This window comes from Streptomyces sp. NPDC059247 (assembly GCF_042754005.1).
Classification (GTDB): Bacteria; Actinomycetota; Actinomycetes; order Streptomycetales; family Streptomycetaceae; genus Streptomyces.
The window spans coordinates 147,729-173,849 of record NZ_JBHYZW010000011.1; the positions used below are offsets into that span (position 1 = coordinate 147,729).

Sequence of the window (26,121 nt, forward strand, 5' to 3'; positions counted from 1 at the left end):
CGCACCGGGCGCACCCCGGCCCCCGCCCCCGGCCGGGCCCGCCGCACCCACCGTGCGCCGCCCCGGCCGTGAGTCGCCCCCGCCCCCGGTCCTCCTCAGCCCTCCGACAGCACCTCCCGCAACTGCTCCAGACCCCAATCCAGGTCCTCCTTCGAGATGACCAGCGGTGGCGCGATCCGGATCGTCGAGCCATGGGTGTCCTTCACCAGGACGCCCCGCTCCATCAGCCGCTCCGAGATCTCCCGGCCGGTGCCCCGCGACGGCGCGATGTCCACCCCGGCCCACAGTCCGCGCCCGCGCACCGCCTCCACCGCCCCGTCGCCCAGGAGCAGCCCCAGCTCCGCGTGCAGGTGCTCGCCCAGCTCCGCCGCCCGCTCCTGGTACTCGCCGGTCCGCAGCATCGCGATCACCTCCAGGGCCACCGCGCAGGCCAGCGGGTTCCCGCCGAACGTCGACCCGTGCTCGCCCGGCCGGAACACCCCGAGCACCGACCGGTCCGCGACCACCGCGGACACCGGCACCACACCGCCGCCCAGCGCCTTCCCCAGGATGTACACGTCCGGCACCACGCCCTCGTGCTCGCACGCGAACGTCCGGCCCGTCCGGCCCAGACCCGTCTGGATCTCGTCCGCCATGAACAGCACGTTCCGCCGGAGCGTCAGCTCCCGCACCCCCGCCAGATAGCCCGCGGGCGGCACCAGCACCCCCGCCTCGCCCTGGATCGGTTCGAGCAGCACCGCCACCGTGTTCTCGGTGACCGCCGCCTCCATCGCCGTCAGGTCCCCGTACGGCACGATCTCGAACCCCGGCGTGTACGGCCCGAAGTGGTCCCGCGCCTCGTGGTCCGAGGAGAAGCTGATCACCGTCGTCGTCCGGCCGTGGAAGTTGTTCGCCGCGACCACGATCTTCGCGTGCCCGTCCGGCACGCCCTTCACCTCGTACCCCCACTTCCGGGCGGTCTTCACGGCCGTCTCCACGGCCTCCGCGCCCGTGTTCATCGGCAGCACCGCCTCCTTGCCGCAGAGCTCGGCGAGCCCGGCGCAGAAGTCGGCGAAGCGGTCGTGGTGGAAGGCGCGCGAGGTCAGCGTCACCCGGTCGAGCTGGGCCTTCGCCGCGTCGATCAGACGCCGGTTGCCGTGCCCGAAGTTCAGCGCCGAGTAACCGGCCAGCATGTCGAGGTAGCGGCGCCCCTCGACATCGGTCAGCCAGGCGCCGTCCGCCGTCGCGACGACGACCGGCAGGGGATGGTAGTTGTGAGCGCTGTGCGCCTCCGCGGAAGCGATCGCGTCTTGTGTGCCCGACACGGGATCTCCGTTCGTCCTGCGGCCCGGGGGACGACCCCCGACGAGGGGGTGTGGCCCCTGTTTCTATCGTCGCTCGGATGCCGGACGGGGAAACCTCGCGCGCGGCGCGCCCGCTACGCTGAAAACACGCACGGCGACTGGCGTACGGGGAAGCGACCCCGGGGGAGCCGTGCGCGGCAGACCACACGGACGCCGCCCGCCTGGGCGTCACGGGACCGATGTCCCGGTGGCGCCGCGCCCCGCACGCGTCCCCGGGACCCCCGCAGCCCGGAGGACACCACCGTGACCGCTCCGCAGCACCCCGCACTCACCGCCGCCGACCCCGAGCTCGCCGCCCTCGTCGGCGCCGAGGAACGGCTCCAGGCAGAGACCCTCCGTCTCATCCCCAGCGAGAACTACGCCTCCGCCGCCGTCCTCGAAGCCTCCGGCACCGTCCTCCAGAACAAGTACAGCGAGGGCTACCCCGGACGCCGCTACTACGAGGGCCAGCAGAACATCGACCTGATCGAGACCCTCGCCGTCGAACGGGCCAAGGCCCTCTTCGGCGTCGCCCACGCCAACGTCCAGCCCTACTCCGGGTCCCCGGCCAACCTCGCCGTCCACCTGGCCTTCGCCGAGCCCGGCGACACCGTCATGGGCATGGCCCTGCCCATGGGCGGCCACCTCACCCACGGCTGGGGCGTCTCCGTCACCGGCCGCTGGTTCCGCGGCGTCCAGTACGGCGTCCGCCGCGACACCGGGCGCGTCGACCTCGACGAGGTCCGCGACCTCGCCCTGCGCGAACGCCCCAAGGTGATCTTCTGCGGCGGCACCGCGCTGCCCCGCACCGTCGACTTCGCCGCCTTCGGGGAGATCGCCCGCGAGGCGGGCGCCGTCCTCGTCGCCGACATCGCGCACATCGCCGGGCTCGTCGCGGGCGGCGCCCACCCCTCCCCCGTCGGACACGCCGACGTGATCTCCACGACCACCCACAAGACCCTGCGCGGCCCGCGCGGCGCCCTCCTCATGTCCGGCGAGGAGCACGCCAGGGCCCTCGACAAGGCGGTCTTCCCCGGCCTCCAGGGCGGCCCGCACAACCAGACCACCGCCGCCATCGCCGTCGCCCTGCGCGAGGCGTCCGGGCCCGGCTTCCGCGACTACGCCCACGCGGTCGTCGCCAACGCCCGCGCCCTCGCCGGAGCGCTCCTCGCCCGGGGCTTCGACCTGGTCTCCGGCGGCACCGACAACCATCTGATCCTGATCGACCTCACCGGCCGGGACGTCCCCGGCAGGACCGCCGCGCGGGCCCTCGACCGGGCCGGGATCGTCGTGAACCACAACACGGTCCCGTACGACACCCGGAAGCCCTTCGACCCCTCCGGCATCCGCGTCGGCACCCCGGCGCTCACCTCCCGGGGCCTCGGCACGGAGCACATGACCGCCGTCGCCGACTGGATCGACCGCGCGGTCGAGGCCGCCGGGACCGGCGACGAGGAGACCCTCACCGCCGTCCGCGCCGAGGTCGCCGACCTGATGTCCCACCACCCGGCGCCCGGCCTCCCGGTCTGACCGGCCCACCACCGACCCGCGCGGCCAGGCCCGCCACCGACCCGCGCGGCCAGGCCCGCCACCGACCCGCGCGGCCAGGCCCGCCACCGGGCCGCGCGGGCCCGTCCGGGCCCGGCCCGGCACTGTCCCCGCCCCGGCCCGGCACGCTCCCCGCCCCCGTCCGGTCCCGCGAGACCGGTGGGCGCGGCGGGCGCGGCGCGGAGCCAGTCGGGGATCACTTCCCGCACCTGAGAGAATGGCCCGCATGGCCTCTGACAGTCCTCGTGTGCTCTCCGGAATCCAGCCCACCGCCGGCTCGTTCCACCTCGGCAACTACCTCGGCGCCGTCCGCCAGTGGGTCGACCTCCAGGAGACCCACGACGCGTTCTACATGGTCGTCGACCTGCACGCGATCACCGTCCCGCAGGATCCGGCCGCGCTGCGCGCCAACACCCGGCTCGCCGCCGCCCAGCTGCTCGCCGCCGGTCTGGACCCCGAGCGCTGCACCCTCTTCGTCCAGAGCCACGTCCCCGAGCACGCCCAGCTCGGCTGGGTCATGAACTGCCTCACCGGCTTCGGCGAGGCCTCCCGCATGACCCAGTTCAAGGACAAGTCCGCCAAGCAGGGCGCCGACCGCGCCACCGTCGGCCTCTTCACCTACCCGGTCCTCCAGGTCGCGGACATCCTGCTCTACCAGGCCCACCAGGTCCCGGTCGGCGAGGACCAGCGCCAGCACATCGAGCTGACCCGGGACCTCGCGGAGCGCTTCAACGGACGCTTCGGAGAGACGTTCACGATCCCCTCGCCGTACATCCTCAAGGAGACGGCGAAGATCTACGACCTCCAGGACCCGACGATCAAGATGAGCAAGTCGGCGTCCACGCCGAAGGGCCTCATCAACCTCCTGGACGACCCGAAGACCACCGCGAAGAAGGTCAAGAGCGCGGTCACCGACACCGAGACGGTGATCCGGTTCGACCCCGAGCACAAGGCCGGCGTCTCCAACCTCCTCGGCATCCTGTCCACCCTCACCGGGACGGCCGTCGCCGACCTGGAGAAGAGCTACGAGGGCAAGATGTACGGCGCGCTGAAGACGGATCTGGCCGAGGTCATGGTGGACTTCGTCACGCCGTTCCGGACCCGCACCCAGGAATACCTGGACGACCCCGAGACGCTGGACTCGATCCTGGCCAAGGGCGCCGAGAAGGCCCGCGCGGTCGCCGCCGAGACGCTGGCCCAGACGTACGACCGGATCGGTTTCCTGCCCGCCAAGCACTGAGCGGCACCGGAGACCGGGGCCCCTGGCCGAAAGGGTGGTGCAGGCCGCACACTGGCGCTGCACCACCCGGCACGAGCCGACCGACAACGACCGACACCGGAGGAGAACGACGTGGGGACCGTAACGCTCGGCGTTTCGATCGCGGTCCCGGAGCCCTACGGCAGCCTGCTCCAGGAGCGGCGCGCCGGCTTCGGGGACCCGGCCGCGCACGCCATCCCCACGCACGTCACGCTGGTCCCGCCGACCGAGGTCGCGGAGGAGCGGCTGCCGGAGATCGAGGCGCACCTCGCCGGGGTCGCGGCGGACTGCCGGCCCTTCCCGGTCCGGCTGGAGGGCACCGGCACGTTCCGGCCGCTGTCGCCGGTCGTCTTCGTGAAGCTCCGGGAGGGCGTGCCCCTCTGCGACCGGCTCCAGCACCGCATCCGGGACGAGGCGGGGCCGCTGGTGCGCGAGCTCCAGTTCCCGTACCACCCGCACGTCACCGTGGCGCACGGCATCTCCGAGGAGGGGATGGACCGGGCGTTCGCGGAGCTCGCCGGCTTCGAGGCGGCCTGGACCTGCCGTTCCTTCGCGCTGTACGAGCAGGGGCCGGACGGGGTGTGGCGGAAGCTGTACGACTACGAGTTCGGCAGCGGTCGCCCGATCTCCGCCGTCCCGGCGCAGGGCGGCAGCCCCGTCGACACCCCGTCCGCGACCCCGAGGCCCTGACCCGGCGGACGGCCCCGGACGCCCCGGAACCGGCCCGCCCGCCTCCGGAACCGGCCCGTCCGCAGAACCGCCGCACGGCCCGGGACCGGCGGACGTACTCCGACCGCCGCGGCACGGTCCGGACCGGCGCACGGTCCCGGACCGGCGGGCGGTCTCAGACCGGCAGGCGCCGGAAGAGCGGCCGGGGCACGTGCCGGACCGCCGCCATCACCATCCGCAGCACCCCCGGCACCCACACCGTCTCCGAGCGCCGCCGCAGCCCCAGCTCGATCGCGGTCGCGACCGCCTCCGGAGTGGTGGCGAACGGCTCCTCGGCCCGCCCCGCCGTCATCCTCGACCGCACGAACCCGGGCCGTACGACCATCACGCGCACCCCCGTGCCGTGCAGCGCGTCCCCGAGGCCCTGCGCGAAGGCGTCCAGACCCGCCTTCGACGAGCCGTAGATGAAGTCGGCGCGCCGGGCCCGCTCGCCCGCCACCGAGGACAGCACCACCAGCGAACCGTGCCCCTGCGCCTGGAGCGCGCCCGCGCACACCAGGCCCGCCGAGACGGCGCCCGTGTAGTTGGTCAGGGCGACCCGGACCGCCGCGACCGGATCGGACTCGTCCCGCGCCTGGTCGCCGAGGACCCCGAAGGCGAGCAGCACCATGTCGATGTCGCCCTCCGTGAAGATCTTGCCGAGCCGCTCCTCGTGCGACTCGGGGTCGAGCGCGTCGAAGGGCACCGTCCGCACGTCCGCGCCGAGCGCCCGCAGCGACTCCGCGGCGGCGGCCAGCGCGGGGGAGGGCCGTCCGGCCAGCCAGACGGTACGGGTGCGGCGGGCGATCAGCCTGCGGGCGGTCGCGAGACCGATCTCGGACGTGCCGCCGAGGACGAGCAGGGACTGCGGGGCACCGAAGGCGTCCTTCACGGGAACTCCTGGGGGGCTGGTGGTCGCGCCGCCCCGGAGGACGGGGCGACGGCCTCGGAGAGCGAGGCGACAGCCATGGGAGTGACCGTATAGCCGGGCATGTCGGTTATGCCGGTATTGATGGGCGGTTCGTCGAAATGGGTGATGAGAGGAGAGTCGGCTGAGAACACCGGCCGCCACCCGGCCGCCACCCGGCCGCCACCCGGCCGCCACCCGGCCCCGGCCCCGGCCCCGGCCTTGGCCCCGGTCCCGCCTCCGGCCCCGGACGGACCGCGATGGCGCGGGACACCGCCGTACGGAATGACCGCCGTACGGAATGACCGCCGTACGGAATGACTGCCGTCCGGAATGACCGCCGTTCGGAATGTCGCTCGTGGGCCGGTGCGCCCCGGCGGGAGATCCTGGAGCGGCCCCGCCAGGAGTGGGCGCGGACCGGGGGGAGAGGGATGAGGACATGGACTGGCTGACCAAACTCCCCGTCGTCGGACCGTGGGTCGCCCGCTTCCTGCGCACCCACGCCTGGCGCTCGTACGAGACGCTCGACGGGGCGCACTGGAGCAGGCTCGCCGCGGCGATCACCTTCCTCTCGTTCCTGGCCCTCTTCCCGCTGATCACGGTCGCCGCCGCGATCGGCGCCGCGCTGCTGTCGAAGGACCAGCTCGACCGGATCGAACAGAAGCTCACCGACCAGGTCCCCGGCATCTCCGACCAGCTCGACATCGGGGGTCTGGTCGACAACGCGGGCACCGTCGGACTCGTCGCGGGCGCGGTCCTGCTGGTCACCGGCATCAGCTGGATCGGCTCCATGCGGGAGTGCCTGCGCGCGGTGTGGGGCCTCGACGCCGTCGAGGGCAACCCCTTCCTGCTGAAGGCCAAGGACGGGCTGATCCTCATCGGACTCGGCGGGGTCGCCCTCGCCTCGCTCGCCGCGTCCTGGCTGGGCTCCACCGCCGTCGGCTGGACCGCCGACCGGATCGGGATCTCCGGCGGCGGCGCGGGCGGGGTCGCCCTCCAGGCGGCGGCGGTGCTGGTCGGGGTCGTCGCCGACTTCCTGATCCTGCTGTACGTGCTGACGCTGCTGCCCGGGGTGCAGCCGCCCCGCCGCGTCCTGGTGCAGGCGGCGCTGATGGGGGCGGTCGGGTTCGAACTGCTGAAACTGCTGCTCGGCGGCTATATGAAGGGCGTCGCGGCGAAGTCGATGTACGGGGCGTTCGGCGTGCCGGTCGCCCTGCTGCTGTGGATCAACCTCACCGCGAAGCTCCTGCTGTTCTGCGCGGCGTGGACGGCTACGGATTCACGTCGGGGTCCGGCTGCGCACGGCGCCGCCGCCCCGCCGCCCCGGCCAGCGGCCAGCGGCGGTTGACGAGGAAGACACCACCGGCGAGGAGGACGAGGACCCCGCCCGCGATCCCGAGCGCGATCCCCATGCCGCCCGAGTGCTCCGCCGCCGCCGCGCGGACGGTCCCCTCGGGCGCGTTCTTGCCGGGGGCGGGCGCGGCGGGTTCGTCGGGGGCGGTGGTCGCGGTACGGGCGGACCTCGGCGGCACCAGTTCGCCGACCGGGGTCACCTTGCCGGAGGCGGCGAAGCCCCAGTCGAGGAGCCGGGCGGCCTCCCGGTAGACCGCGTGCTGCTCCTTGGAGGAGGGGTTCATGACGGTGACGAGCAGGACCCGGCCGTTGCGCTCGGCGACACCGGTGAAGGTGGCGCCCGCGTGGGTGGTGTTGCCGTTCTTGACCCCGGCGATGCCCTGGTAGGGGGCGACGCTCAGATCGCCGGTGAGCAGCCGGTTGGTGTTCTGGATCTCGAAGGTCTCGCGCTTCTTGCCCGGCTTCTGCTCGCCGGGGAAGGCGGCGCGGGGAGTGGCGGCGTACTCGCGGAAGTCCGCCTTCTGCATCCCGTTGCGGGCGATGAGCGTCAGGTCGTACGCGGAGGAGACCTGGCCGGGGGCGTCGTAGCCGTCCGGGGAGACCACGTGCGTGTCGAGCGCCTGCAGCTCGGCGGCGTGGTCGTTCATCTCCTTCACGGTCTGCCGCACACCGCCGTTCATGCCGGTGAGGACGTGGACGGCGTCGTTGCCGGAGCGCAGGAAGACGCCGAGCCACAGGTCGTGGACGCTGTAGGTCTGCTTCTCCTTGATGCCGACCAGGCTGGAGCCCACGCCCATGCCGGCCAGGTCCTCGGTGGTGACCAGGTGCTTCTGCGTCTTGGGGAACTTGGGCAGGACGGTGTCCGCGAAGAGCATCTTCAGGGTGGACGCGGGGGCCAGCGGCCAGTGCGCGTTGTGCGAGGCGAGGATGTCGCCGTTCTCCGCGTCGGCGACGACCCACGAGCGCCCGGACAGCTCCTTGGGCAGCACGGGCGCGCCGGGGCCCAGCCTCACCTGCGTCCCGGGGACGCCGAGCAGGGCGCCGCCGAGCGAGGACATCGCGGCGGGGGGCCTGGGCTGCTTGTCCTTGGCGTCCTTCGGCTCCGCGTGCGCGGGCACGGCGGTGACGAGGGGCAGGAGCAGAGCGGCGGCGACCGCCAGAGCGGTCTTCTTCGATGCGGACACGGTCGAGAACGTACAGGTACGCGAGAACGATCCGAACCCCGGCTGGCGGTTCGCCCACCCCCGTCCACCCGGACGCGACCCACCGGAGGCCCCCGGCGATACTGGCACCATGAAGCTCAGCCGTCGCGTCTCCTGGTTCCTGCTCGCGTTCGGCGTGTGGAGCTGGTTCATCTGGATCACTTTCGTCAAGAACCTCTGGAGTGACGGGAGCGGTCTCGCCTTCGACGACGCGGGCGATCCGACCGCCTACTTCTGGGTTCATCTGCTGCTCGCCGTCACGTCCTTTGTCCTGGGGACGGTGATCGGGGTGCTCGGGTTGCGTGGGGTGCGTGCCGTGCGCCGCGAGAACGGCTGACACACCGCGCGAGCGGTGAGAAGAGGGGGTTACGGGGCGTGGTCGTCTTCCTGCTGGTCCTGATCGTGGTGGTCGCGCTGCTCGTGGCGGTCCACCGGTACGTGTGGCAGCGCCTGGTGCGCGACGTCACGGAGCCCGGCGGGCTGCCGCGCCGCCTGGGCACCGCCGCCGCCGTGGTGCTCCCGCTGCTCTTCGTCGCGGCCATGGCGAGCTCCCGGCTCGGAGCGCCGTTCCCGCTCCAGCAGGCCGTCGCCTGGCCGGGCTACCTGTGGCCCGCGCTGCTCCTGTACGTGACGCTCGCCCTGCTCGTCGGCGAGGCCGTCCGCCCCGTCCTGCGCGGCTGGCTGGCCCGCCGGGCCGCCCGGACGGCGGGACCGTCCCCGGCACCCGTACCGGAGCCCCTGCCCGAGCCGGTCCCCGTGTCCGTACCGGGGGGCGGGTCCGCGCCGGAGCCGCCGTCCGCCGCTCCCGCCGGGCCGGGCGAGCCCGCCCCCGCCGGGGAGGAGGCGCCCGCCGAGGTGTCCCGGCGGCTCTTCGTCTCCCGGGTCGTCGGCGGGACCGCCGCCGCCGTCGCGGTCGGGACCGTGGGGTACGGCACGTACGGCGTGCTGCGCGGCCCCCGGATCAAGCGGGTCACCGTCCCGCTCGCCAAGGTGCCGCGCGCCGCCCACGGCTACCGGATCGCGGTCGTCTCCGACGTCCACCTCGGGCCGATCCTGGGCCGGGCCCACACCCAGCGCATCGTGGACGCCGTCAACTCCGCCCAGCCCGATCTGATCGCCGTCGTCGGCGACCTCGTCGACGGCACGGTCGCGGACCTGGGGTCCGCCGCCGAGCCGCTCGCCCGGCTCCGCGCCCGCCACGGCTCCTTCTTCGTCACCGGCAACCACGAGTACTTCTCCGGCGCCGACGCCTGGGTCGACCACGTCCGCGAGCTGGGCCTGCGCCCGCTGCGCAACGAGCGGCTGGAGATCGCGGCCGGTTTCGACCTGGCGGGCGTCGACGACATCGCCGGGGAGAGCCAGGGGCAGGGCCCGGACTTCGCGAAGGCGCTCGGCGACCGCGACCGGGCCCGCGCCGCCGTGCTCCTGGCGCACCAGCCGGTCGTCGTCCATGACGCCGTGCGCCACGGGGTGGACCTCCAGCTCTCCGGCCACACCCACGGCGGCCAGCTCTGGCCCGGCAATTTCATCGCCGAACTGGCCAATCCGACGGTGGCGGGACTCGAACGCTACGGCGACACGCAGCTGTACGTGTCCCGGGGCGCCGGTGCCTGGGGGCCGCCGGTCCGGGTCGGCGCGCCCTCGGACATCACGATCGTCCAACTCGCCTCGAAACAGGCCTAATCGGGGCAGGGTCACTCCCTGCGCAGAGACCGATACGTGCTGCTCATCGACTTAAATTCGCATTTCCCGGACATATACCTGTGGTGTGAATGTTCTCACTTTGAGATGTGAAAACGGTGTGATGGGATGACTGCATCGCGACGTTCTGGGGGCCGTCGCAGCTGGGGTGGACGAATAAAGGAAGCACGGCAATGCGGTCGACGGTCCGTCTGCGGATCCTCATCACTTGTGGAGTACTGGTGGCCGCCGGAGTGGGGGGCTGGCAACTCCTGCCCTCCGACGGCGGCAGCACCGAACCGATCAGCGTCGGCACGACCGACGAGGTCACTTCACTGGACCCGGCCGGCGCGTACGACGCCGGTTCCTGGGCCATGTACAGCAACGTTTTCCAGTCTCTGATGACGTTCAAGCCGGGTTTCACCACGCCGGTCCCGGACGCGGCGGAGAGCTGCAAGTTCGTGGGCACCAAGCTCACGACGTACCAGTGCACGCTCCGCGACGACCTCTCGTTCGCCAGCGGACGCAAGATCACCGCCGAGGACGTCAAGTACTCCTTCGAGCGGATGCTGCGGATCAAGACGGACGTCGGTCCGCAGCCGCTCTTCCCGACGCTGAAGACCGTCACGGCCGAGGGCCGTACCGTCACCTTCCACCTGAGCGGCCGGGACGCCACGTTCCCGCTGAAGGTGGCGACGGGCGCCGGTTCGATCGTCGACAAGGACCGGTACCCGGCGGCGAAGCTGCGCACGGGCACCGAGGTCGACGGCTCGGGCCCGTACGTCCTCAAGGAGTACAAGGAGGGCGAGTCCGCGCTCCTGGAGCCCAACCCGAAGTACAAGGGCGCCATCACCAAGACCGGCGGCCCGGTCCTGGTGAAGTACTACGTCCAGTCCGAGGGCCTCGCCGACGCCTGGAAGGCGAAGGAGGTCCAGGTGACGCACCGGCAGCTCCCGCCGGACTTCCTGTCCTCGCTCGACACCCAGGACGGCACCCGCGTCACCGAGGCGGAGAGCGCGGAGATCCGCAACATCAACTTCAACGTCGCGCCCGGCCGCCCGATGGCCGACAAGGCCGTACGGCGGGCCGTCGCCGCCGTCCTGGACCGCCCGGCGATCACCACGGGCGCGTACAAGGGCACGGTGGAGCCGCTGTACTCGCTCATCCCGCAGGGCTTCGTCGGGCACAGCACCGCGTTCTACGACGTCTACCCGGAGCCGAGCGCCGCGACGGCGAAGAAGATCCTGAAGAACGCCGGGGTCCAGACCCCGGTGAAGTTCACCTTCGGCTTCCGCAAGGACGCCACCTACGCCGCCGAGACCGCCGAGATCAAGCGGCAGTTGGAGGAGAGCGGTCTCTTCGAGGTGAAGACCGTCGAGGCGAAGTGGACCGACTTCCAGAAGGCGTACGCGAACGGCGCCTACGACGTCTACACCGTCGGCTGGCTCCCCGACTTCCCGGACTCCGACAGCTTCACCGCGCCGCTCGTCGGCACCGAGAACACCCTGCACAACGGGTTCTCCAGCAAGCGGATCGACCGCCTGATCTCCTCGACGCAGCAGTACAGCGACCGTGCGCGGGCGACCGCCGACTTCAAGGCGATCCAGAGCGAGGTCGCGAGCGATGTGCCGCTGGTGCCGCTGTGGCAGAAGAAGGACTACGTCCTCTCCACGGACTCGGTCGCCGGTTCGCAGTACCTGACCGACGGCACCGGCATCTGGCGCCTCTGGGAACTCAGCTGGATCTAGCGGTTCCGGGCCGTCCCCTCCGGATCCCGCCGCACGGGCGGATCCGCGGGACGGCCCCGCCGCACGGACGGGCGGCCCGGTCACCTCGTGGACCGGGCCGCCCGTCCGTGCGTGACGCCCCGGGGCGCGTGACGCTCCGGGGCGCTCGTGGTGCCGCTCAGGCGGTGCCCTCGGTGGTGCCGGTCTCCTCGAAGGGGCCGCCGGGGACCATGGCGCCGAAGAGGCCGCCGATCAGCTCTTCGACGTCGAGCGTGGTGGCTCCGGTCGGGGCGACGGGCGTGACGCCGGTGCTCGTCCTGAGGCTGAGCCCGAACTTCTTGACCTTCGCGTTCTCCGTGAGCGCGGCGAGGTCGACGTACACCTCGGTCAGGGCGCCGTTCTTGAGGGTGAAGTCGGCCGACGCCTTGGCGTCGGGGACGTCCTTGAGGTCCTTCTCGGTGGGCAGTTCCACGCCTGCGGGCAGGTCCTTGACCAACGGGCGGATCCCGGCGAGGAGTTCCTTCAGCAGGGTGCGGGCGGGGGCGGTGGCGGTGATGCGCTCGGCGCCGTCCTCGCCCCCCGCGGTGGTGAACTGGACCTCACGGGCGATGACCTCGCGCACCGAGTCCAGGAGCTTCTTCTGCGTGCCGGCGTCCAGGGACGGCGCGGCGGACGGTGCGGCCGACGGCGCCGCGCCGGGCTCCTGGGCGAGCTCCCGCCCCGCCTTCTCCAGTTCGTCGGTACGGAACTTCACCCACTGGCCTTCGAGGACCTTCTTCAGGCCCGCCGCCTCCGGGGGCAGTTCGTCGGCGGACGGCACGGGACCCGCCATGGCCTGGGAGAGGGCCTTGATGTCGGAGCGGAGATAGGTGAAGTCGCCGACGGCGCGGTACTCGAAGAGGTCGCCGGAGGGGGTGCTGACCTTCATGGCGGCGCCGGTCAGGTCCTTCTGGCCGGACTCGGTGATCGGCTTCCTGGACTCGACGGTGACGCTGATCTTCGCGCCGCTCAGCAGCTTCGCGACCTCGTCGGGGATCTCCTCGCCGGGCTGCGGCTTCGACGCCGCGTCGAGCTGCTTGAGCGTCGCGACGTCGGCGTCCAGGTCCAGCTCGAAGGAGAGGGACTTCTCCTTGCCCAGCTTCTCGAACGCCTGGTCGAGCTTCTGTCCGGCGGACATCTGCTCCACCGTGCCGCAGGCGGCGGTGCCCGCCAGGACCGCGCCGACGACTGCGGTGGCGGTGAGGGTCTTGCGTATGGCGGTGATGATGAACTCCTCGTGGACACGGCCACGGTCTGTGCGCGGCCGGTGCTGACAGTCGGTCACAACGAGCCGGACGGTGTTGTCCGGTGGGGCTTCCCGGCGGCCCGGACGGACGCGCCGTGCCCGCGCCCCCGACGCGGACGGGCCGAGGGGCCCGGTCCCGGGGGCGGGTCGCCGGAAGCCCTGGCGAAGTGAGCTCCGGTCGGGGCGGCGAGGCCGCCCCTGCCCGAACTCTTTCACGAAGGGGAGCGCCGGGGCACTGCGAATAATCGGCAACGAATCGCCCCGGATCTTGCCGGGCCCGGCTTCCGGCCCGGCCCGCCCCGGGTGCGGGGGAGCCGCCCGCCCCGGCCTCCTCGGACGGCTCCGGGACGTCGTGGACGGCTCCGGGACGTCTACGGGGCCTTCGGGCGGTCCCGCTTCGCGGCGGGCTTGCCCGAGGCCGCCATTCCGGCCGCCGTGGGCATGAAGTCGGAGAGCAGCTCGTGGGTCTCCTTGACCAGCGGGCGCAGCACCCGGAAGCGGGAGAGCGAGATCGCGCGGGCGGTGACCGGAGCGAGCCGCTCCACCAGACGGCGGCTGTTGGCGGCGTTCTCGGACCGGTCGTACACCCAGAAGAGCACCAGGCCCATCTGCTGGAGCCAGAGCAACCGGGGGAGGGCCTCGGCGAGTTCCGGGTCCACCTTCACGGAGGCGCCGGAGATGACCCGCCGGTGCACTTCGATCGCCGCCTCGCGGGGCCCCTCGGACTCCGGCGAGAAGGGGCTGAGCGGGCTGTCCGGGTCGGCGGCGTTCTTGAAGAACTGGGAAGCGAACTCGTGGTACGGCCCGGCGATGTCGAGCCAGCCGAGGTAGACGCCCCGGATGCGGGCGGTGAGGTCCTTCTCACCGCCCGACAGGAGCGGTTCGACGGCCGCCTGGTGCTCCTCGGCGATCAGGTCGTAGAACCCCTGGACCAGGTGTTCCTTGGAGGAGAAGTAGTAGTAGGCGTTCCCCACGGAGACCCCGGCCTCCTGGGCGATGGCCCGCATCGTCGTCTTGTCGTACCCGCGTTCCTTGAACAGCCGGAGCGCGGTCTCCAGGATGAGCGTTCGGGTCTGCTCGCTCTTGGGGGCCTTCTTGTCTTCCTTCTCGTCCTTCACATGACCGAGCCTAGCCGGGTGGCCCGGTCGCTCCGCAGTGCCCGTCGCCGCAGGGGCCGTCGGTCCCGGCGGGCCCGCCCCCGGGGCCCTTCAGGGCCTCCCGCCACTTCGCCGCCGCGAGCACGGTCAGCCGGGCGAAGGGTTGTCCGGCGGGGGTGGCGAGCCAGTGGGCCCGGGGCCGGTGGTCGGCGAGCGCCCAGAGGCAGACGATCCAGGCGGCGGTCTCCCGGTAGACCTGGCCCCGGTCCGCGACCACGGTGATCTCCCGCAGGGTGGCGGTGTGGTCGAGGTCGGGGAAGCGGCGCCGGGCCTCCCGGGAGCCCGCCGGGACGAGATCGAGCGGGACGAGCTGCCGCTGTCCCAGCAGCCAGTGCCTGAGGTGGACGCAGAGCGGGCAGTCGGCGTCGTACAGCACGGTCAGCCGCCCCACGGGGGTGGACACGGGGCTCAGCCCTGGGGTGCGGGCGGCGTCCACGGCCCGGTCTTCGGGGTGGCGGTCCAGCCCTGCGGGCCGACCGGCGGCACCTGCTCGCGCTCCATGACGCCCCGGCGGCGGATCTTGTTGAGCACGTACACGTTCCCGAGGTGCATGACGCCGAGGACGAGCAGGACGACCCCGAGCTTCACGGAGAGCGCCTCGAAGAGCGCGCGGGCGTCGGAGACGGTGTCGTCCTGGCTCAGGTAGAGGGCGACGAAGCCGAAGTTCACGAGGTAGAAGCCCACCACGAGGAGGTGGTTGACCGCTTCGGCGAGCTTCTCGTTCCCGTGCAGGACGTCCTCAAGGAAGAGCCTTCCGTTACGGCTGAGAGTGCGGGCGACCCAGATGGTCAGGGCCACGGCGATCAGCAGATAGACGATGTACGCGACGACAGTGAGGTCCATGCCCCACCCTCCTTTGAACGCGTTCAAAAGCTGGCGGTCCTGACGGTAGACCTCTCTTTGAACATGTTCAAGTCGGATCGGAAAGCGGGGTGGACCCCTGCCCGGCCGCCCCCTAGGGTCGGGCAGGTGACGCTCTCTCATGACGTGGCCGGACAAGGCCCCACCACCGTCCTCCTGCTGCACGCCGGGGTCACCGACCGCCGCATGTGGGACGCGCAGTTCACCGCGCTCGCCACGGCCGGACACCGGGCCGTCCGCTGCGATCTGCGGGGCTTCGGTGACACCCCCGTCGACGCCCCGCACACCCACGCCGAGGACGTCCGCGAGCTCCTCGACCACCTCGGCGCCGACCGCGCCGTCGTCGTCGGCGCCTCCTTCGGCGGCCAGGTCGCCCTGGAGTTCGCCGCCCGCCACCCCGGCCGGGTCTCCGCCCTCGCCCTCCTCGCCACCGGAGTGCCCGGCTTCGAACCCGGGAAGGACCTGGCGGCCTGGGGCGACCACGAGGACGCGCTCCTGGAGGCGGGCGACCTCGACGCCGCCGTCGAACTCAACGTCACCACCTGGCTCGGCCCGGACGCCGGACCCGGGGCCCGCGCCCTCGTCCGCGCGGCGCAGCGCCACGCCTTCGAGGTCCAGCTCGCCGCCCCCGAGGAGTTCTGGCCCGCCGACCCCGGGGTCACCCGCGCCGAACTCGCCGCGATCGAGGTCCCCGTGCTGCTCGCCGTCGGCGCCCACGACCTCCCCGACTTCAGGGCCGTCACCGCCGACCTCGCCGGACTGCTCCCCGCCGCCCGCCGTCTCGACCTCGACTGGGCGGGCCACCTCCCCGCCCTGGAACGCCCCGACGAGACCGCCCGCCTCCTCGTCGCCTTCGTGGAGGAGACGACCGGGGTGTGACGCGGGGGCCGGGCGTGACGTGGGGGGCCGGGGCGTGGCAGGGAGGGCCGGGGAGGGCCGCTGACGGATCACCTCCGGGACCTCAAGCCCCGGGAGGGCCCGTCAGGCGCCACGGGCTCCCCGGGGGCGCTCAGCCGGGCCCCACGGGCCCCACGACTCCCCGGGCAGGCTTCCCGGGCCCGTGATCCCCGCCATGGGCCCGACCGTGGAGGACGCCGCCGACAGGGCCCCGGGGTCCGCGCCACCCCACCGTAGGAAAAGCGGACACAACGGTGCACGACGTACGATCGGGGCATGGAGTCGACGGAAGCGACCGAGCCCCCGGGCGGGCGGCGCGACTGGACCGACGGGTACGTGGACCGCTGGCGCGGGGTCCTGCCGGATCTGGACCCCGTCGTCGAGGGGGCCGTCACCCGGATGAAGAAGCTCTCCGTCCATCTGCGCCGGGTCAGGGAACAGGCCCTGGTCGACTTCGGTCTGGAGCGGTACGAGTTCGACACCCTGCACCGGATCGCGGGGCACGGCGGCAGCGCCGCCCCCTCCGAGCTGGCCGAGGACCTCGATCTGGCCCCCGCCTCCGTCGCCGCCCGCCTCGACGCCCTGGAGGAGCGCGGTCTCGTCCGCCGGGTCGGCGCCGCCACCGAGCGGCGCCGGGTCGTCGTCGAGCTGACGGAGGCCGGGCGGGAGACCTGGCGCGGCGCGACCGGTGTCCTGGGTCAGGAGGAGGTCCGGCTGCTCGGGGTCCTCGCCCCCGGCGACCGCGCCGTCCTCAACGACCTGCTCCGGCGCGTCATGATCGGGGCGGAGTCCCCGGAAGCCCCCCGCTGACCACGCCCCTGACACGGACCCGGCCCCGCCCCTGACGCGGACCCCGATGCCGCCCCTGACGCGGACCCCGACGCCGACCCGCGTACGGGATCAGACGCTCAGGGACCGGGCGTAGTTGAGCTGCCCCATCACCCAGGGGAAGGTGTCCGGGCCGCGCGCCGGGATCATCGTCGAGTGGTGGCGCCCGCCGCTGGTCACCGTGACCTGGATGAAGCCGGTCGTGGACTTCTCCTTCATCAGCAGGAACAGCAGGCCGAGCAGGCAGAAGATGAAGAAGACGACGGCGAGGACGATCGCGACCGTCGGCATCTTCTCCTCGGTCCGCGACATGTCCATCGCGTTCCACACCGCGCCCTTGAGGGGCATCGGCCCGGCGGGCGTGATGATCTGGTCGCCGACGACGGTGATGTCGCCCAGGCTCAGCAGCGGCGCCCCGCCCATCGGGTACGGCGGGGGCACCGGCATCATCCCGCCGTGCGCGGGCGGCTGGTACGCGGGCGTCTGCGGGTATCCCTGGCCCGGCGTTCCCGCCTGCCGGCCCGGACCCCACTCGTAGTCCTCCGGCTTGTAAGGGTTCGGCTCGCTCATCAGTCCCCGTCCTCCGCGCAGTCCCGTACGGGTTCCCCTCCGGGCCCGTAGGGGAACCCGTACGGAAAAAGCCCGCTCCCGTACGCCGCAGCGTACAGAAGCGGGCCGTCCGGCCGAAGTCCCGGTCAGAAGCGACGCGTGATCAGCGCGCGCTTCACTTCCTGGATGGCCTTGGTGACCTCGATGCCACGGGGGCAGGCGTCCGTGCAGTTGAACGTGGTGCGGCAGCGCCACACGCCGTCCTTGTCGTTCAGGATCTCCAGGCGCTGCTCACCGGCCTCGTCGCGCGAGTCGAAGATGAAGCGGTGCGCGTTCACGATCGCCGCCGGGCCGAAGTACTGGCCGTCGTTCCAGAACACCGGGCACGAGGACGTGCACGCGGCGCACAGGATGCACTTGGTGGTGTCGTCGAAGCGCTCGCGGTCCTCGGCGGACTGCAGGCGCTCGCGCGTCGGCTCGTTGCCCTTGGTGACCAGGAACGGCATGACGTCCCGGTACGCCTGGAAGAAGGGCTCCATGTCGACGATGAGGTCCTTCATCACGGTGAGGCCCTTGATGGCCTCGACCGTGATGGGCTTCTCCGGGTTGATGTCCTTGATCAGCGTCTTGCAGGCGAGCCTGTTCTTGCCGTTGATCCGCATCGCGTCCGAGCCGCAGATGCCGTGCGCGCACGAGCGGCGGAAGGTCAGCGTGCCGTCGAGGTCCCACTTGATCTTGTGGAGGGCGTCGAGGACCCGCTCCTTGGGGTCGATGTCGATCTGGAAGTCCTCCCAGACCGACGCGTCCGACACCTCGGGGTTGAAGCGGCGGATCCGCATGGTGACCGTGATGTAGGGGGAGGCGGCGGACTCCGCCTCGACCTTGTCCAGTACGGGGGTAGCCATCAGTACTTACGCTCCATCGGCTGGTAGCGGGTCTGGACGACCGGCTTGTAGTCGAGACGCACGGTCTCGGAGCCGTCCTCGCCGACCTCGCGGTACGCCATCGTGTGGCGCATGAAGTTGACGTCGTCGCGGTTCGGGTAGTCCTCGCGGTAGTGACCGCCGCGGGACTCCTTGCGGGCCAGCGCGGACACCGCCATGACCTCGGCCAGTTCGAGCAGGTTGCCCAGCTCGATGGCCTCCAGGAGGTCCGTGTTGAAGCGCTTGCCCTTGTCCTGGATCGAGACGTTCTCGTAGCGCTCGCGCAGCTCGGCGATCTTGTCGACGGCCGTCTTGATGGTCTGCTCCGTGCGGAACACCATCACGTTGGCGTCCATCGTCTCCTGGAGCTCGCGGCGCAGGTCGGCGACCCGCTCGCTGCCCGTGGAGTCGCGCAGCTTCGCGATCTGCGCGACGACGAGGGACTCCGGGTCCTCCGGCAGCTCGACGAAGTCGTGCCGGGTGGAGTACTCGGCGGCGGCGATGCCGGAGCGCTTGCCGAAGACGTTGATGTCGAGCAGCGAGTTCGTGCCGAGGCGGTTGGCGCCGTGCACGGAGACGCAGGCGACCTCGCCGGCCGCGTACAGGCCAGGGACGACCGTGGTGTTGTCCGAGAGGACCTCGCCCTGGACGTTGGTCGGGATGCCGCCCATGGCGTAGTGCGCGGTGGGCTGGATCGGGATCGGGTCCGTGTACGGCTCGATGCCGAGGTACGTACGGGCGAACTCGGTGATGTCCGGGAGCTTGGCGTCGAGCTGCTCCGGCGGGAGGTGCGTCAGGTCCAGGTAGACGTGGTCGCCCTCGGGACCGCAGCCGCGGCCCTCGCGGATCTCCGTGTAGATGGAGCGGGAGACGACGTCACGGGACGCGAGGTCCTTCATGACCGGCGCGTACTTCTCCATGAAGCGCTCGCCGTCCTTGTTGCGGAGGATGCCGCCCTCACCGCGGGCGCCCTCCGTCAGCAGGATGCCCATGCGCCAGATGCCCGTCGGGTGGAACTGGAAGAACTCCATGTCCTCCAGGGGCAGCCCGCGGCGGTAGCAGGCGGCCTGGCCGTCACCGGTCAGGGTGTGGGCGTTGGAGGTCACCTTGAAGAACTTGCCGGTGCCGCCGGAGGCGTAGATGACCGCCTTGGCCTGGAAGATGTGCAGCTCGCCGGTGGCCAGCTCGTAGGCCACGACGCCCGCGGAGTGCTTGACCCCGTCGACCTCGGTGATCAGCTGGTCCAGGACGTAGAACTCGTTGAAGAACTCCACGCCCTCCTTGACGCAGTTCTGGTACAGCGTCTGGAGGATCATGTGGCCGGTGCGGTCCGCGGCGTAGCAGGACCGGCGGACCGGGGCCTCGCCGTGGTTGCGGGAGTGGCCGCCGAAGCGGCGCTGGTCGATGGTGCCGTTCGGGGTGCGGTTGAACGGCAGGCCCATCTTCTCCAGGTCGAGGACGGCGTCGATGGCCTCCTTCGCCAGGATCTCGGCGGCGTCCTGGTCGACCAGGTAGTCACCGCCCTTGACCGTGTCGAAGGTGTGCCACTCCCAGTTGTCCTCCTCCACGTTCGCCAGCGCGGCGGCCATGCCGCCCTGCGCGGCGCCCGTGTGGGAGCGGGTGGGGTAGAGCTTCGTCAGGACGGCGGTGCGGCTGCGCTTCGTCGACTCGATGGCGGCGCGCATACCCGCGCCACCGGCGCCGACGATGACGGTGTCGTACTTGTGGATCTTCATGGCGTGGTTACCTCAGCCCCGTGCCTAGCGGATGTTCGGGTCGAAGGTGAAGATCACCAGCGTGCCCAGAAGAATGGTGAACACCGTGGCGGTGTACAGCAGGCCCTTGAGCCACAGGCGCGTGTTGGCCCGCTCCGCGTAGTCGTTGATGACGGTACGGAGGCCGTTGGCGCCGTGCAGCATGGCGAGCCAGAGCATCAGCAGGTCCCAGACCTGCCAGAACGGGGACGCCCAGCGGCCCGCCACGAAGGCGAAGCCGATCTTGGAGACGCCGCCGTCCAGGAAGAGCTGGATCAGCAGGTGGCCGAGGACCAGGACGACGAGGACGACGCCCGAGAGGCGCATGAAGAGCCACGCGGCCATCTCGAAGTTGCCACGGGTCGCGCGCGGGGTCTTGCCGGTGCGCTTGCGGGGGGCCTCGATGTACGGCGCGGGGTTGTCCACGTCGTAGTGGGGACCGCCCTCGACGGGCCCGATCGCGGCTGAGGTGGTGTCAGCGGACATGTCTGGCGTCAGCTCCCGAACAGTTCACGTACGGCGTGGCCGAGGACGGGGTACAGGGAGCCCGCCATCAGCACGACCCAGATGCCCACGACGGTCCAGAGCATCTGCTTCTGGTAGCGCGGGCCCTTGGACCAGAAGTCCACGGCGATGACACGGAGACCGTTCAGCGCGTGGAAGAGGATGGCTGCGACGAGACCGTACTCGAGGAGAGCGACGATCGGCGTCTTGTAGGTCGCGACGACCTCGTCGTACGCCTCGGGGGAGACGCGGACGAGAGCGGTGTCCAGCACGTGTACGAACAGGAAGAAGAAGATGAGGACGCCGGTGACTCGATGAGCCACCCAGGACCACATTCCTTCCCGGCCGCGGTACAGCGTTCCAGCCGGCACGGAAAAACCCTCCGGGAGCGGGGATCAGGGCCGGCCGGCTTCTCTGTCGGTCTGGCCCGGCCGGGTACGGTCCACCGGCCCCGGTCATCGTAGCGACGACTTGTCGGTTCGCTCGCGCGGGGTCCGTATGTGTGATCAAACAGGCACGGACGGGCTACCGGGAGGGCCCGAATCACCGCTTTGCGGGGGATTCAGCGCACGGAGTGCCGGTAGCCGGACTCCCCGGCGAGACGGAAGGCCAGCCGGGCGCGGGCGAGCCCGCGCAGTTCGTCGGCCGCGACGACCCGCTCCTCCTCCGGTTCGTTGCCGAGACGTGACCGGATGCCCGCGAGGACCTGGTCGAGGCGCTCCCCTGGCCCCACCCCGGCGAGACTGATCACGAACGCGTGTCCGAACCTGCTCTCGTACGCGGCGTGGGCGGCCCGCAGCGCGGTCCGGGCCGCGAGCGGGGCGTCCGGGCGCGGCGGGACCGGGGACTCGGCGGCCAGGGCCTCGTCCAGATCCGCCCGGGACAGGTCGTACCCGGCCTCCTCCGCGGCGGCGAGCAGGGCGTCCCGGGTGGGGTACGGGCGGTGCGCGCTCACCCGTTCGGCCCAGCGGCGGCTGTGGCAGCAGGAGAGGAGCAGGGCGACCGCCTCGACGGCCGGGGCGGAGTTGAAACGGGCCAGGCCGTACGGGGAGGGGCCGCCGTGCTGGACGGGCAGGGCGGGGCGGTCAGGGGTGTCCGTGGAGCCCGCGTTCCGGCAGGGGGCATGGGTGTCGCTGGTCAGCGTGGGCTCCGGTAATCCGGGACGGGTGGGGTGGACGTGACTCAACGTTATCGACGGGACGGGGGAAGTGTCCGACGAATGCGCGAATTTCACTCGGAAGGGAGAGTTTCGGGACAGGCGATGGACGTTCGGATTCCGGTCCGTCCCCCGATTGGCCCGACCGCCCCCCGTACGGGAGGATTCCGATGATGCGGTACTCCATACGAGGGCCCCACCGGGGCCCCGCGTTCCTGGCGGCCACGGTGACGCTGGTCACCGTGACGGCCTGCTCGAACGGCTCCCCGTCCGGGACCCCGTCCACCCCCGTCGCCGCCGCCTCCTCCGGCCCCGGCGCCACCGCGCCCACCAGCCCGACGCCGACCCCCACCCGGACCCATCCGCTCTCCGTCGCCCCCCGCACCGTGCCCGCCGTCCGCGCGCACGAGCCCGCCAGGGGACCCGGCTGGCGGCCCGCCCCCACCACCGGGGTCGTCCTCGCCGCGAACGCCGGGGGCCTCGCCGACGAGGGGAAGCTGATCGCCGGGGAACTCGGCATCCCCTACCGGGGCGCCGTCGCCCCCGGCCCCGGGGACGTGGAGCTGGCCCTCGGAGCGGGCGGCGCCCCCGAGTCGTACACCCTCACCGTCCGCGACGGACGGGTCCGGATCAGCGGGCCCGACGAGGCGGGCGTCTTCTACGGCACCCGCACCCTCAAGCAGTCCGTCCGCGCCACCGGCGCCGTGCCCGAGGGCACCGTCACCGACCGGCCCGCCAAACCACAGCGCGGACTCAACCTCGACACCGCCCGCAAGCACTTCACGGCCGGCTGGATCGAGGACCGCATCCGGGAGATGGGCGACCTCAAGCTCAACCAGCTCGGGCTGCACTTCTCCGACGACCAGGGCTTCCGCATCGAGTCGGACAGCCACCCCGAGATCGTCTCCGCCCAGCACCTCACCAAGGCCGAGGTCCGCCGCATCCTGGCCCTCGCCGCCGAGCGGCACGTCACCGTCGTCCCCGAGATCGACTCCCCGGGACACCTCGGCGCCGTCATCGACGCCCACCCCGGACTCCAGCTCCGCTCCGCGACCGGCCGCGCCCCGCGCGGGGCCGTGGACATCTCGGACCCGGAAGCGGCGCGGATCGTCGACGACCTGCTGCGCGAGTACACCCGGCTGTTCCCCGGGGCGTACTGGCACCTCGGCGCCGACGAGTACGTCGCCCTGATGGCGAAGGACCCCGAGGCCAGCTATCCGCAGCTGGCCCGCGCGGCCCGCGCCCGGTACGGGCCGGACGCCCGCGTGCAGGACCTGGCCACCGGCTGGCTCAACGACCGGGCCGCCGTGGTCCGCCCCACCGGCAAGACCCTCAAGGCGTGGAACGACGGCTTCTTCGCGGGCGGGGTCACCACCGCCGCCCCGGACATCGAGGCCGAGTACTGGACGGGCAAGGAGTACGGGGCCCGGAACCCCGCCGCCTATCTGAGCGCGGGCCGGAAGGTCGTCAACCTCAACGACGAGTACCTCTACTACGTCCTGGGCCAGCCCAACGACTTCACCTATCCCACCGGCCGCCGCATCTACGAGCAGTGGACCCCGCTCGTGCTCCGCGGCACCTCGCCCGTCCCCGTCTCCTACGACCCCCAGATCCTCGGCGCCCGCTTCGCCGTCTGGTGCGACCTGTCCGGCGCCCAGACCCCGGCGCAGGTCGCGGACGGCATCCGGCTGCCCCTGACGGCGCTCGCGCAGAAGGTCTGGGACCCGGCGCGGCCGGACATGACCTGGGACCAGTTCCGGTCACTTGCGGCGAAGGTGCGCGGCTGACCTGCGGCTTCTTCATCTACACGGTGGTAGTTTCCTCCGGCGGCGGCCGGTCGGCCGCCCCGGCACCCGGGGGAGGGCGCCGCTTCGTCCCAGGGGGAAACCGCTCTCGTGCTCCGCAATCCCACCGGTCTCGCGCACGCCGTGACGGCGCTGCTCGGCGCCACGGTCGTCATCGACCTCTTCAGCCTGTTCACCACCTCCGAACTGCAGTCGGCGGTCACCGGCCGTTCGGCGGACGACCTGTCGCCGCTGGTGTTCGCGACGGGACTCGTCGGCGTCGCGGCGCTGTTGCAGATCCTGGCGCTCGTCGCGACCGCGACCCTCTTCGTCATCTGGTTCCACCGGCTGCGCCAGAACGCGGGCGTGTGGGCGGGGGACATCCAGCGCCGGACCCCCGGCTGGGCGATCGGCGCCTGGTTCATCCCCTTCGCCAACCTGTGGATCCCGCGCGGGATCGCCGAGGACATCTGGCGGGCGAGCCGCGCCGAGCCCACCGGCGCCGACCGCCCGCGCGAACTGCTGCTGCTCAACGGCTGGTGGGCGGCCTTCGTGATCGACGCGGTCGTCGGCCGGGTGGCGAGCAGGACCTACGAGAGGGCGGACGGGCTGGAGGAGCACGCGTCCGCCGTGTACTGGCTCTACCTCTCCGACGCCCTGAGCATCGTCGCCGCCGTCCTCGCGATCTTCTTCGTGCGCCGTCTGACCTCTATGCAGCACGCCAAGGCCACTGGCATGATTCCGGCCGCAGACTGACGCAAAAGCGCCGCCCGGCGCGGGTGCGGAAGTTCTGCGTCCGTAACGGTTGGCGAGGAGGCGTCCATGACGTCGGTGGTGTCCGTGGCAGGCCGGAGCCTGCGGGAACTGATCGACCGGGCTGACGAGCGGGCCCTCGCCGCGGCCGGTCTCGCCTGCCTCGACCGCTGTCTGCCCCTGTTCGCCGACGGGGGCGACGCCCTGCGCCCGGTGTGGGCGGCCGTCGCCCGGGGCGACGGCCGGGCCTGGGCCGAGGCCGTCGCCGGCGCCAGGACGGCGCTTGCCCCCGCCGCCGGGTCCGGCACAGGTCCGGCTTCCGGTACGGCGGACGCCGAGGCCGTGCGCGGGATGCTCGCCGCCGCCCCCGAGAGCTGGACGGCCGACGCGCTGCGCGCCTGGGCCGACGGATGTTCCGCCACGGCCCTGACCCTGCACGGGCGGTACGACGCGGGCGCCGCGCCCGACGGGCTCGTCGAGCGCTGCCGGGCCGGGGACGCGGCCGGTGCGGGCCCGCTGCTCGCGGGCGAACTCCGCCGTCAGCAGGCCGTCCTCGAAGCCAGCGCCCACGGCCCGACCGGACTGCGCCGGGCCAGGGAACTCTCGGTCGAGGGCGGCCGGGTGCTGCGCGCGGTGGTCTCCCGCCGGGCCCGCACGGCGTGAGCCCCCGCACGGTCTGAGGAGGCGGACGGCGTGGGCCCCGTACGGGCTGAGGCGGCGGACGGCGTGGCGCCCCGCACGGGCGGAGGCCCGCGTAAGGAGTGAGGCCCCGCCGTCCGCTGGGACTTGTCCAGGACTTGGTCCGGGACTCCGTCTAGGACTTGTCTAGGACTCGTCCGGTGCGTCGGCCGTCGCGGAGGCGATCGTCGCGGAGATCTCCCGTTCCGCCGTCTCCTTGTCGAGGCCGAGCCCGGTCAGGACGCCCGCGCCGTCCTCGTGTTCCAGGAGCGCGAGCAGGATGTGCTCGGTGCCGACGTAGTGGTGGCCGAGGCGCAGGGCTTCGCGGAAGGTCAGTTCGAGGACCTTCTTCGCCGCCGCGTCGTACGGGACGAGCGCGGGCGCGTCGGCGACGGCCGGGGGCAGGGTCGCCGTGACGGCCGTACGGATCTGCTCCGGGGTCACGCCCCGGGAGCCGATCCAGAGCGCCGCGAGCCCCTCGGGCTCGGCCAGCAGTCCGAGGGCCAGATGGGCGGGGAGGATCTCGTCGTTCCCGGCGGCGGTGGCCTCGTTCTGGGAGGCCATCACCACGTTCCGGGCCCGGGGCGTGAAGCGGCCGAAGCCCGCGTTGGGGTCCAGCTTCTCGGCGTCGGGTTCCTTGGGCACGAACCGCTTCTGGGCGGCCTGCCGGGTGACCCCCATGCTGCGGCCGATGTCGGTCCAGGAGGCACCGGAGCGCCTGGCCTGGTCCACGAAGTGGCCGATGAGGTGGTCGGCGACATCGCCGAGGTGGTCCGCCGCGATGACGGCACCGGAGAGCTGGTCCAGCGCGTCGGGATGGACCTTCTTGATGGCGTCGATGAGTTCGTCGAGACGGACGGGGACGTTCGGGCCGACTGGATTCGTCATGAGCGCAACCCTAGGTTGACACCCAGGAGAGTGTCAACCTTCGGTTGACATCGAAAAGGCGTGCGTGCTGAGCCCGGCTGTGGAAGGGCGTGGACCTGGCCGCTTCTTCGGGCGCCGCCTCGGGAGCGGCTGGGCGGCGGCCTCCCGGCCCTCGTGTTTCACCAGGTCGACGAGGTCGAGGGCGGGCCGGTGGCGGGGGAATCCGGGCCCGGGCAAAAGGAGACGACCGGGGCCGCCACCCCCCACAGGAGAGGCCCCGGTCGTCAGCCACGGAGTCGCGGTGCGGCTCCGTATTCCTTTCAGCGCCGGGGTCGCGGTTTCTGTCACACCGCACTTCCCGGGGCAAAGGTTGCAAGTTGAACAAAGAGCCCGGAGTGCGTGGACGCGGCGCCGCGCCAC

At 72.1% G+C, this 26,121-nt stretch carries 26 protein-coding genes and 1 riboswitch; of the genes, 12 read left to right on the top strand and 14 right to left on the bottom strand.

Annotated elements, in window-relative coordinates:
* Positions 1-95: 95 nt before the first annotated feature.
* The gene (gene rocD / locus ACFXGN_RS21035; protein ID WP_384861233.1) at positions 96-1,304 is read right to left on the bottom strand and encodes an ornithine--oxo-acid transaminase; all 1,209 of its coding nucleotides are present in this window, start codon (positions 1,302-1,304) and stop codon (positions 96-98) included.
* A 123-nt stretch (positions 1,305-1,427) separates the two neighbouring features.
* A riboswitch (ZMP/ZTP riboswitch) is annotated at positions 1,428-1,517 on the top strand.
* A 69-nt stretch (positions 1,518-1,586) separates the two neighbouring features.
* Between rocD and glyA the strand changes: the two genes are divergently transcribed.
* The 3 genes from glyA (at position 1,587) to ACFXGN_RS21050 (ending at position 4,818) form a co-directional block, all read left to right on the top strand.
* A complete protein-coding gene (gene glyA, locus ACFXGN_RS21040; protein ID WP_384861235.1) occupies positions 1,587-2,852 on the top strand; it encodes a serine hydroxymethyltransferase in 1,266 nt (421 codons plus the stop codon).
* A 244-nt stretch (positions 2,853-3,096) separates the two neighbouring features.
* Complete coding sequence (gene trpS, locus ACFXGN_RS21045) at positions 3,097-4,110, top strand: tryptophan--tRNA ligase (RefSeq protein ID WP_384861237.1); 1,014 nt, start codon at positions 3,097-3,099, stop codon at positions 4,108-4,110.
* Between the two features lie 111 nt (positions 4,111-4,221).
* Positions 4,222-4,818 (top strand): 2'-5' RNA ligase family protein, encoded by a 597-nt coding sequence (locus ACFXGN_RS21050; protein ID WP_384861240.1) that lies wholly within the window; start codon positions 4,222-4,224, stop codon positions 4,816-4,818.
* A 154-nt stretch (positions 4,819-4,972) separates the two neighbouring features.
* Here ACFXGN_RS21050 and ACFXGN_RS21055 read toward each other — a convergent pair whose 3' ends face one another.
* Positions 4,973-5,728, bottom strand: a complete 756-nt coding sequence (locus ACFXGN_RS21055) for a decaprenylphospho-beta-D-erythro-pentofuranosid-2-ulose 2-reductase (RefSeq protein ID WP_384861243.1) — start codon at positions 5,726-5,728, stop codon at positions 4,973-4,975.
* Positions 5,729-6,182: 454 nt separating this feature from the next.
* Between ACFXGN_RS21055 and ACFXGN_RS21060 the strand changes: the two genes are divergently transcribed.
* Positions 6,183-7,091 carry a YihY/virulence factor BrkB family protein gene (locus tag ACFXGN_RS21060; RefSeq protein WP_384861246.1) on the top strand — a complete coding sequence of 303 codons (909 nt, stop codon included), beginning with the start codon at positions 6,183-6,185 and terminating at the stop codon, positions 7,089-7,091.
* Here ACFXGN_RS21060 and ACFXGN_RS21065 read toward each other — a convergent pair.
* On the bottom strand, positions 7,015-8,280 hold the full coding sequence (locus tag ACFXGN_RS21065; RefSeq protein ID WP_384861248.1) for a D-alanyl-D-alanine carboxypeptidase family protein: 1,266 nt from the start codon (positions 8,278-8,280) through the stop codon (positions 7,015-7,017). The two genes, ACFXGN_RS21060 and ACFXGN_RS21065, sit on opposite strands and share 77 nt — an antisense overlap.
* A gap of 109 nt (positions 8,281-8,389) precedes the next feature.
* On the opposite strand from ACFXGN_RS21065, the gene ACFXGN_RS21070 reads away from it, so the two are divergent.
* The 3 genes from ACFXGN_RS21070 to ACFXGN_RS21080 all read left to right on the top strand — a co-directional run bounded on the left by ACFXGN_RS21070 (position 8,390) and on the right by ACFXGN_RS21080 (position 11,726).
* Positions 8,390-8,635: an SCO4848 family membrane protein gene (locus ACFXGN_RS21070; protein WP_384861251.1), complete on the top strand. Its 246-nt coding sequence runs from the start codon at positions 8,390-8,392 to the stop codon at positions 8,633-8,635.
* Positions 8,636-8,673: 38 nt separating this feature from the next.
* Complete coding sequence (locus tag ACFXGN_RS21075; protein WP_384861254.1) at positions 8,674-9,981, top strand: metallophosphoesterase; 1,308 nt, start codon at positions 8,674-8,676, stop codon at positions 9,979-9,981.
* Between the two features lie 191 nt (positions 9,982-10,172).
* Complete coding sequence (locus tag ACFXGN_RS21080; RefSeq protein ID WP_384861257.1) at positions 10,173-11,726, top strand: ABC transporter substrate-binding protein; 1,554 nt, start codon at positions 10,173-10,175, stop codon at positions 11,724-11,726.
* Between the two features lie 157 nt (positions 11,727-11,883).
* Here the strand turns inward: ACFXGN_RS21080 and ACFXGN_RS21085 are convergent, their stop codons facing one another.
* From ACFXGN_RS21085 to ACFXGN_RS21100, 4 genes are all read right to left on the bottom strand, one after another.
* On the bottom strand, positions 11,884-13,029 hold the full coding sequence (locus ACFXGN_RS21085) for a hypothetical protein (protein WP_384861259.1): 1,146 nt from the start codon (positions 13,027-13,029) through the stop codon (positions 11,884-11,886).
* Positions 13,030-13,361: 332 nt separating this feature from the next.
* On the bottom strand, positions 13,362-14,108 hold the full coding sequence (locus ACFXGN_RS21090; protein ID WP_384861262.1) for a TetR family transcriptional regulator: 747 nt from the start codon (positions 14,106-14,108) through the stop codon (positions 13,362-13,364).
* A gap of 10 nt (positions 14,109-14,118) precedes the next feature.
* The gene (locus ACFXGN_RS21095) at positions 14,119-14,550 is read right to left on the bottom strand and encodes a thiol-disulfide oxidoreductase DCC family protein (RefSeq protein ID WP_384861264.1); all 432 of its coding nucleotides are present in this window, start codon (positions 14,548-14,550) and stop codon (positions 14,119-14,121) included.
* 5 nt (positions 14,551-14,555) lie between these two features.
* On the bottom strand, positions 14,556-14,990 hold the full coding sequence (locus tag ACFXGN_RS21100; RefSeq protein ID WP_384861267.1) for a hypothetical protein: 435 nt from the start codon (positions 14,988-14,990) through the stop codon (positions 14,556-14,558).
* Between the two features lie 126 nt (positions 14,991-15,116).
* On the opposite strand from ACFXGN_RS21100, the gene ACFXGN_RS21105 reads away from it, so the two are divergent.
* Both ACFXGN_RS21105 and ACFXGN_RS21110 read left to right on the top strand, forming a co-directional pair.
* Positions 15,117-15,887 carry an alpha/beta fold hydrolase gene (locus tag ACFXGN_RS21105; RefSeq protein ID WP_384861270.1) on the top strand — a complete coding sequence of 257 codons (771 nt, stop codon included), beginning with the start codon at positions 15,117-15,119 and terminating at the stop codon, positions 15,885-15,887.
* A 294-nt stretch (positions 15,888-16,181) separates the two neighbouring features.
* A complete protein-coding gene (locus tag ACFXGN_RS21110) occupies positions 16,182-16,715 on the top strand; it encodes a MarR family winged helix-turn-helix transcriptional regulator (protein WP_384861272.1) in 534 nt (177 codons plus the stop codon).
* Between the two features lie 90 nt (positions 16,716-16,805).
* Here ACFXGN_RS21110 and ACFXGN_RS21115 read toward each other — a convergent pair whose 3' ends face one another.
* The 6 genes from ACFXGN_RS21115 to ACFXGN_RS21140 form a co-directional block, all read right to left on the bottom strand.
* A complete protein-coding gene (locus tag ACFXGN_RS21115) occupies positions 16,806-17,303 on the bottom strand; it encodes a hypothetical protein (RefSeq protein WP_384861275.1) in 498 nt (165 codons plus the stop codon).
* A gap of 125 nt (positions 17,304-17,428) precedes the next feature.
* Positions 17,429-18,187 (bottom strand): succinate dehydrogenase iron-sulfur subunit, encoded by a 759-nt coding sequence (locus tag ACFXGN_RS21120; RefSeq protein WP_384861277.1) that lies wholly within the window; start codon positions 18,185-18,187, stop codon positions 17,429-17,431.
* Complete coding sequence (sdhA, locus tag ACFXGN_RS21125) at positions 18,187-19,941, bottom strand: succinate dehydrogenase flavoprotein subunit (RefSeq protein WP_384861280.1); 1,755 nt, start codon at positions 19,939-19,941, stop codon at positions 18,187-18,189. The genes ACFXGN_RS21120 and sdhA overlap by 1 nt, the downstream gene beginning before the upstream one ends.
* Positions 19,942-19,965: 24 nt before the next feature.
* Positions 19,966-20,445: a succinate dehydrogenase hydrophobic membrane anchor subunit gene (locus tag ACFXGN_RS21130; RefSeq protein ID WP_384861282.1), complete on the bottom strand. Its 480-nt coding sequence runs from the start codon at positions 20,443-20,445 to the stop codon at positions 19,966-19,968.
* 8 nt (positions 20,446-20,453) lie between these two features.
* Positions 20,454-20,834 (bottom strand): succinate dehydrogenase, cytochrome b556 subunit, encoded by a 381-nt coding sequence (sdhC, locus tag ACFXGN_RS21135; RefSeq protein WP_351787875.1) that lies wholly within the window; start codon positions 20,832-20,834, stop codon positions 20,454-20,456.
* A gap of 191 nt (positions 20,835-21,025) precedes the next feature.
* On the bottom strand, positions 21,026-21,649 hold the full coding sequence (locus ACFXGN_RS21140; protein ID WP_384861285.1) for a 2-oxo-4-hydroxy-4-carboxy-5-ureidoimidazoline decarboxylase: 624 nt from the start codon (positions 21,647-21,649) through the stop codon (positions 21,026-21,028).
* Between the two features lie 140 nt (positions 21,650-21,789).
* On the opposite strand from ACFXGN_RS21140, the gene ACFXGN_RS21145 reads away from it, so the two are divergent.
* The 3 genes from ACFXGN_RS21145 (at position 21,790) to ACFXGN_RS21155 (ending at position 24,819) form a co-directional block, all read left to right on the top strand.
* On the top strand, positions 21,790-23,406 hold the full coding sequence (locus ACFXGN_RS21145) for a glycoside hydrolase family 20 protein (RefSeq protein ID WP_384861288.1): 1,617 nt from the start codon (positions 21,790-21,792) through the stop codon (positions 23,404-23,406).
* A 108-nt stretch (positions 23,407-23,514) separates the two neighbouring features.
* Positions 23,515-24,159 carry a DUF4328 domain-containing protein gene (locus ACFXGN_RS21150; protein WP_384861290.1) on the top strand — a complete coding sequence of 215 codons (645 nt, stop codon included), beginning with the start codon at positions 23,515-23,517 and terminating at the stop codon, positions 24,157-24,159.
* 75 nt (positions 24,160-24,234) lie between these two features.
* On the top strand, positions 24,235-24,819 hold the full coding sequence (locus ACFXGN_RS21155; protein ID WP_384861434.1) for a hypothetical protein: 585 nt from the start codon (positions 24,235-24,237) through the stop codon (positions 24,817-24,819).
* Positions 24,820-24,981: 162 nt separating this feature from the next.
* Here the strand turns inward: ACFXGN_RS21155 and ACFXGN_RS21160 are convergent, their stop codons facing one another.
* The gene (locus ACFXGN_RS21160; protein ID WP_384861293.1) at positions 24,982-25,722 is read right to left on the bottom strand and encodes a Clp protease N-terminal domain-containing protein; all 741 of its coding nucleotides are present in this window, start codon (positions 25,720-25,722) and stop codon (positions 24,982-24,984) included.
* Positions 25,723-26,121 lie beyond the last annotated feature (399 nt).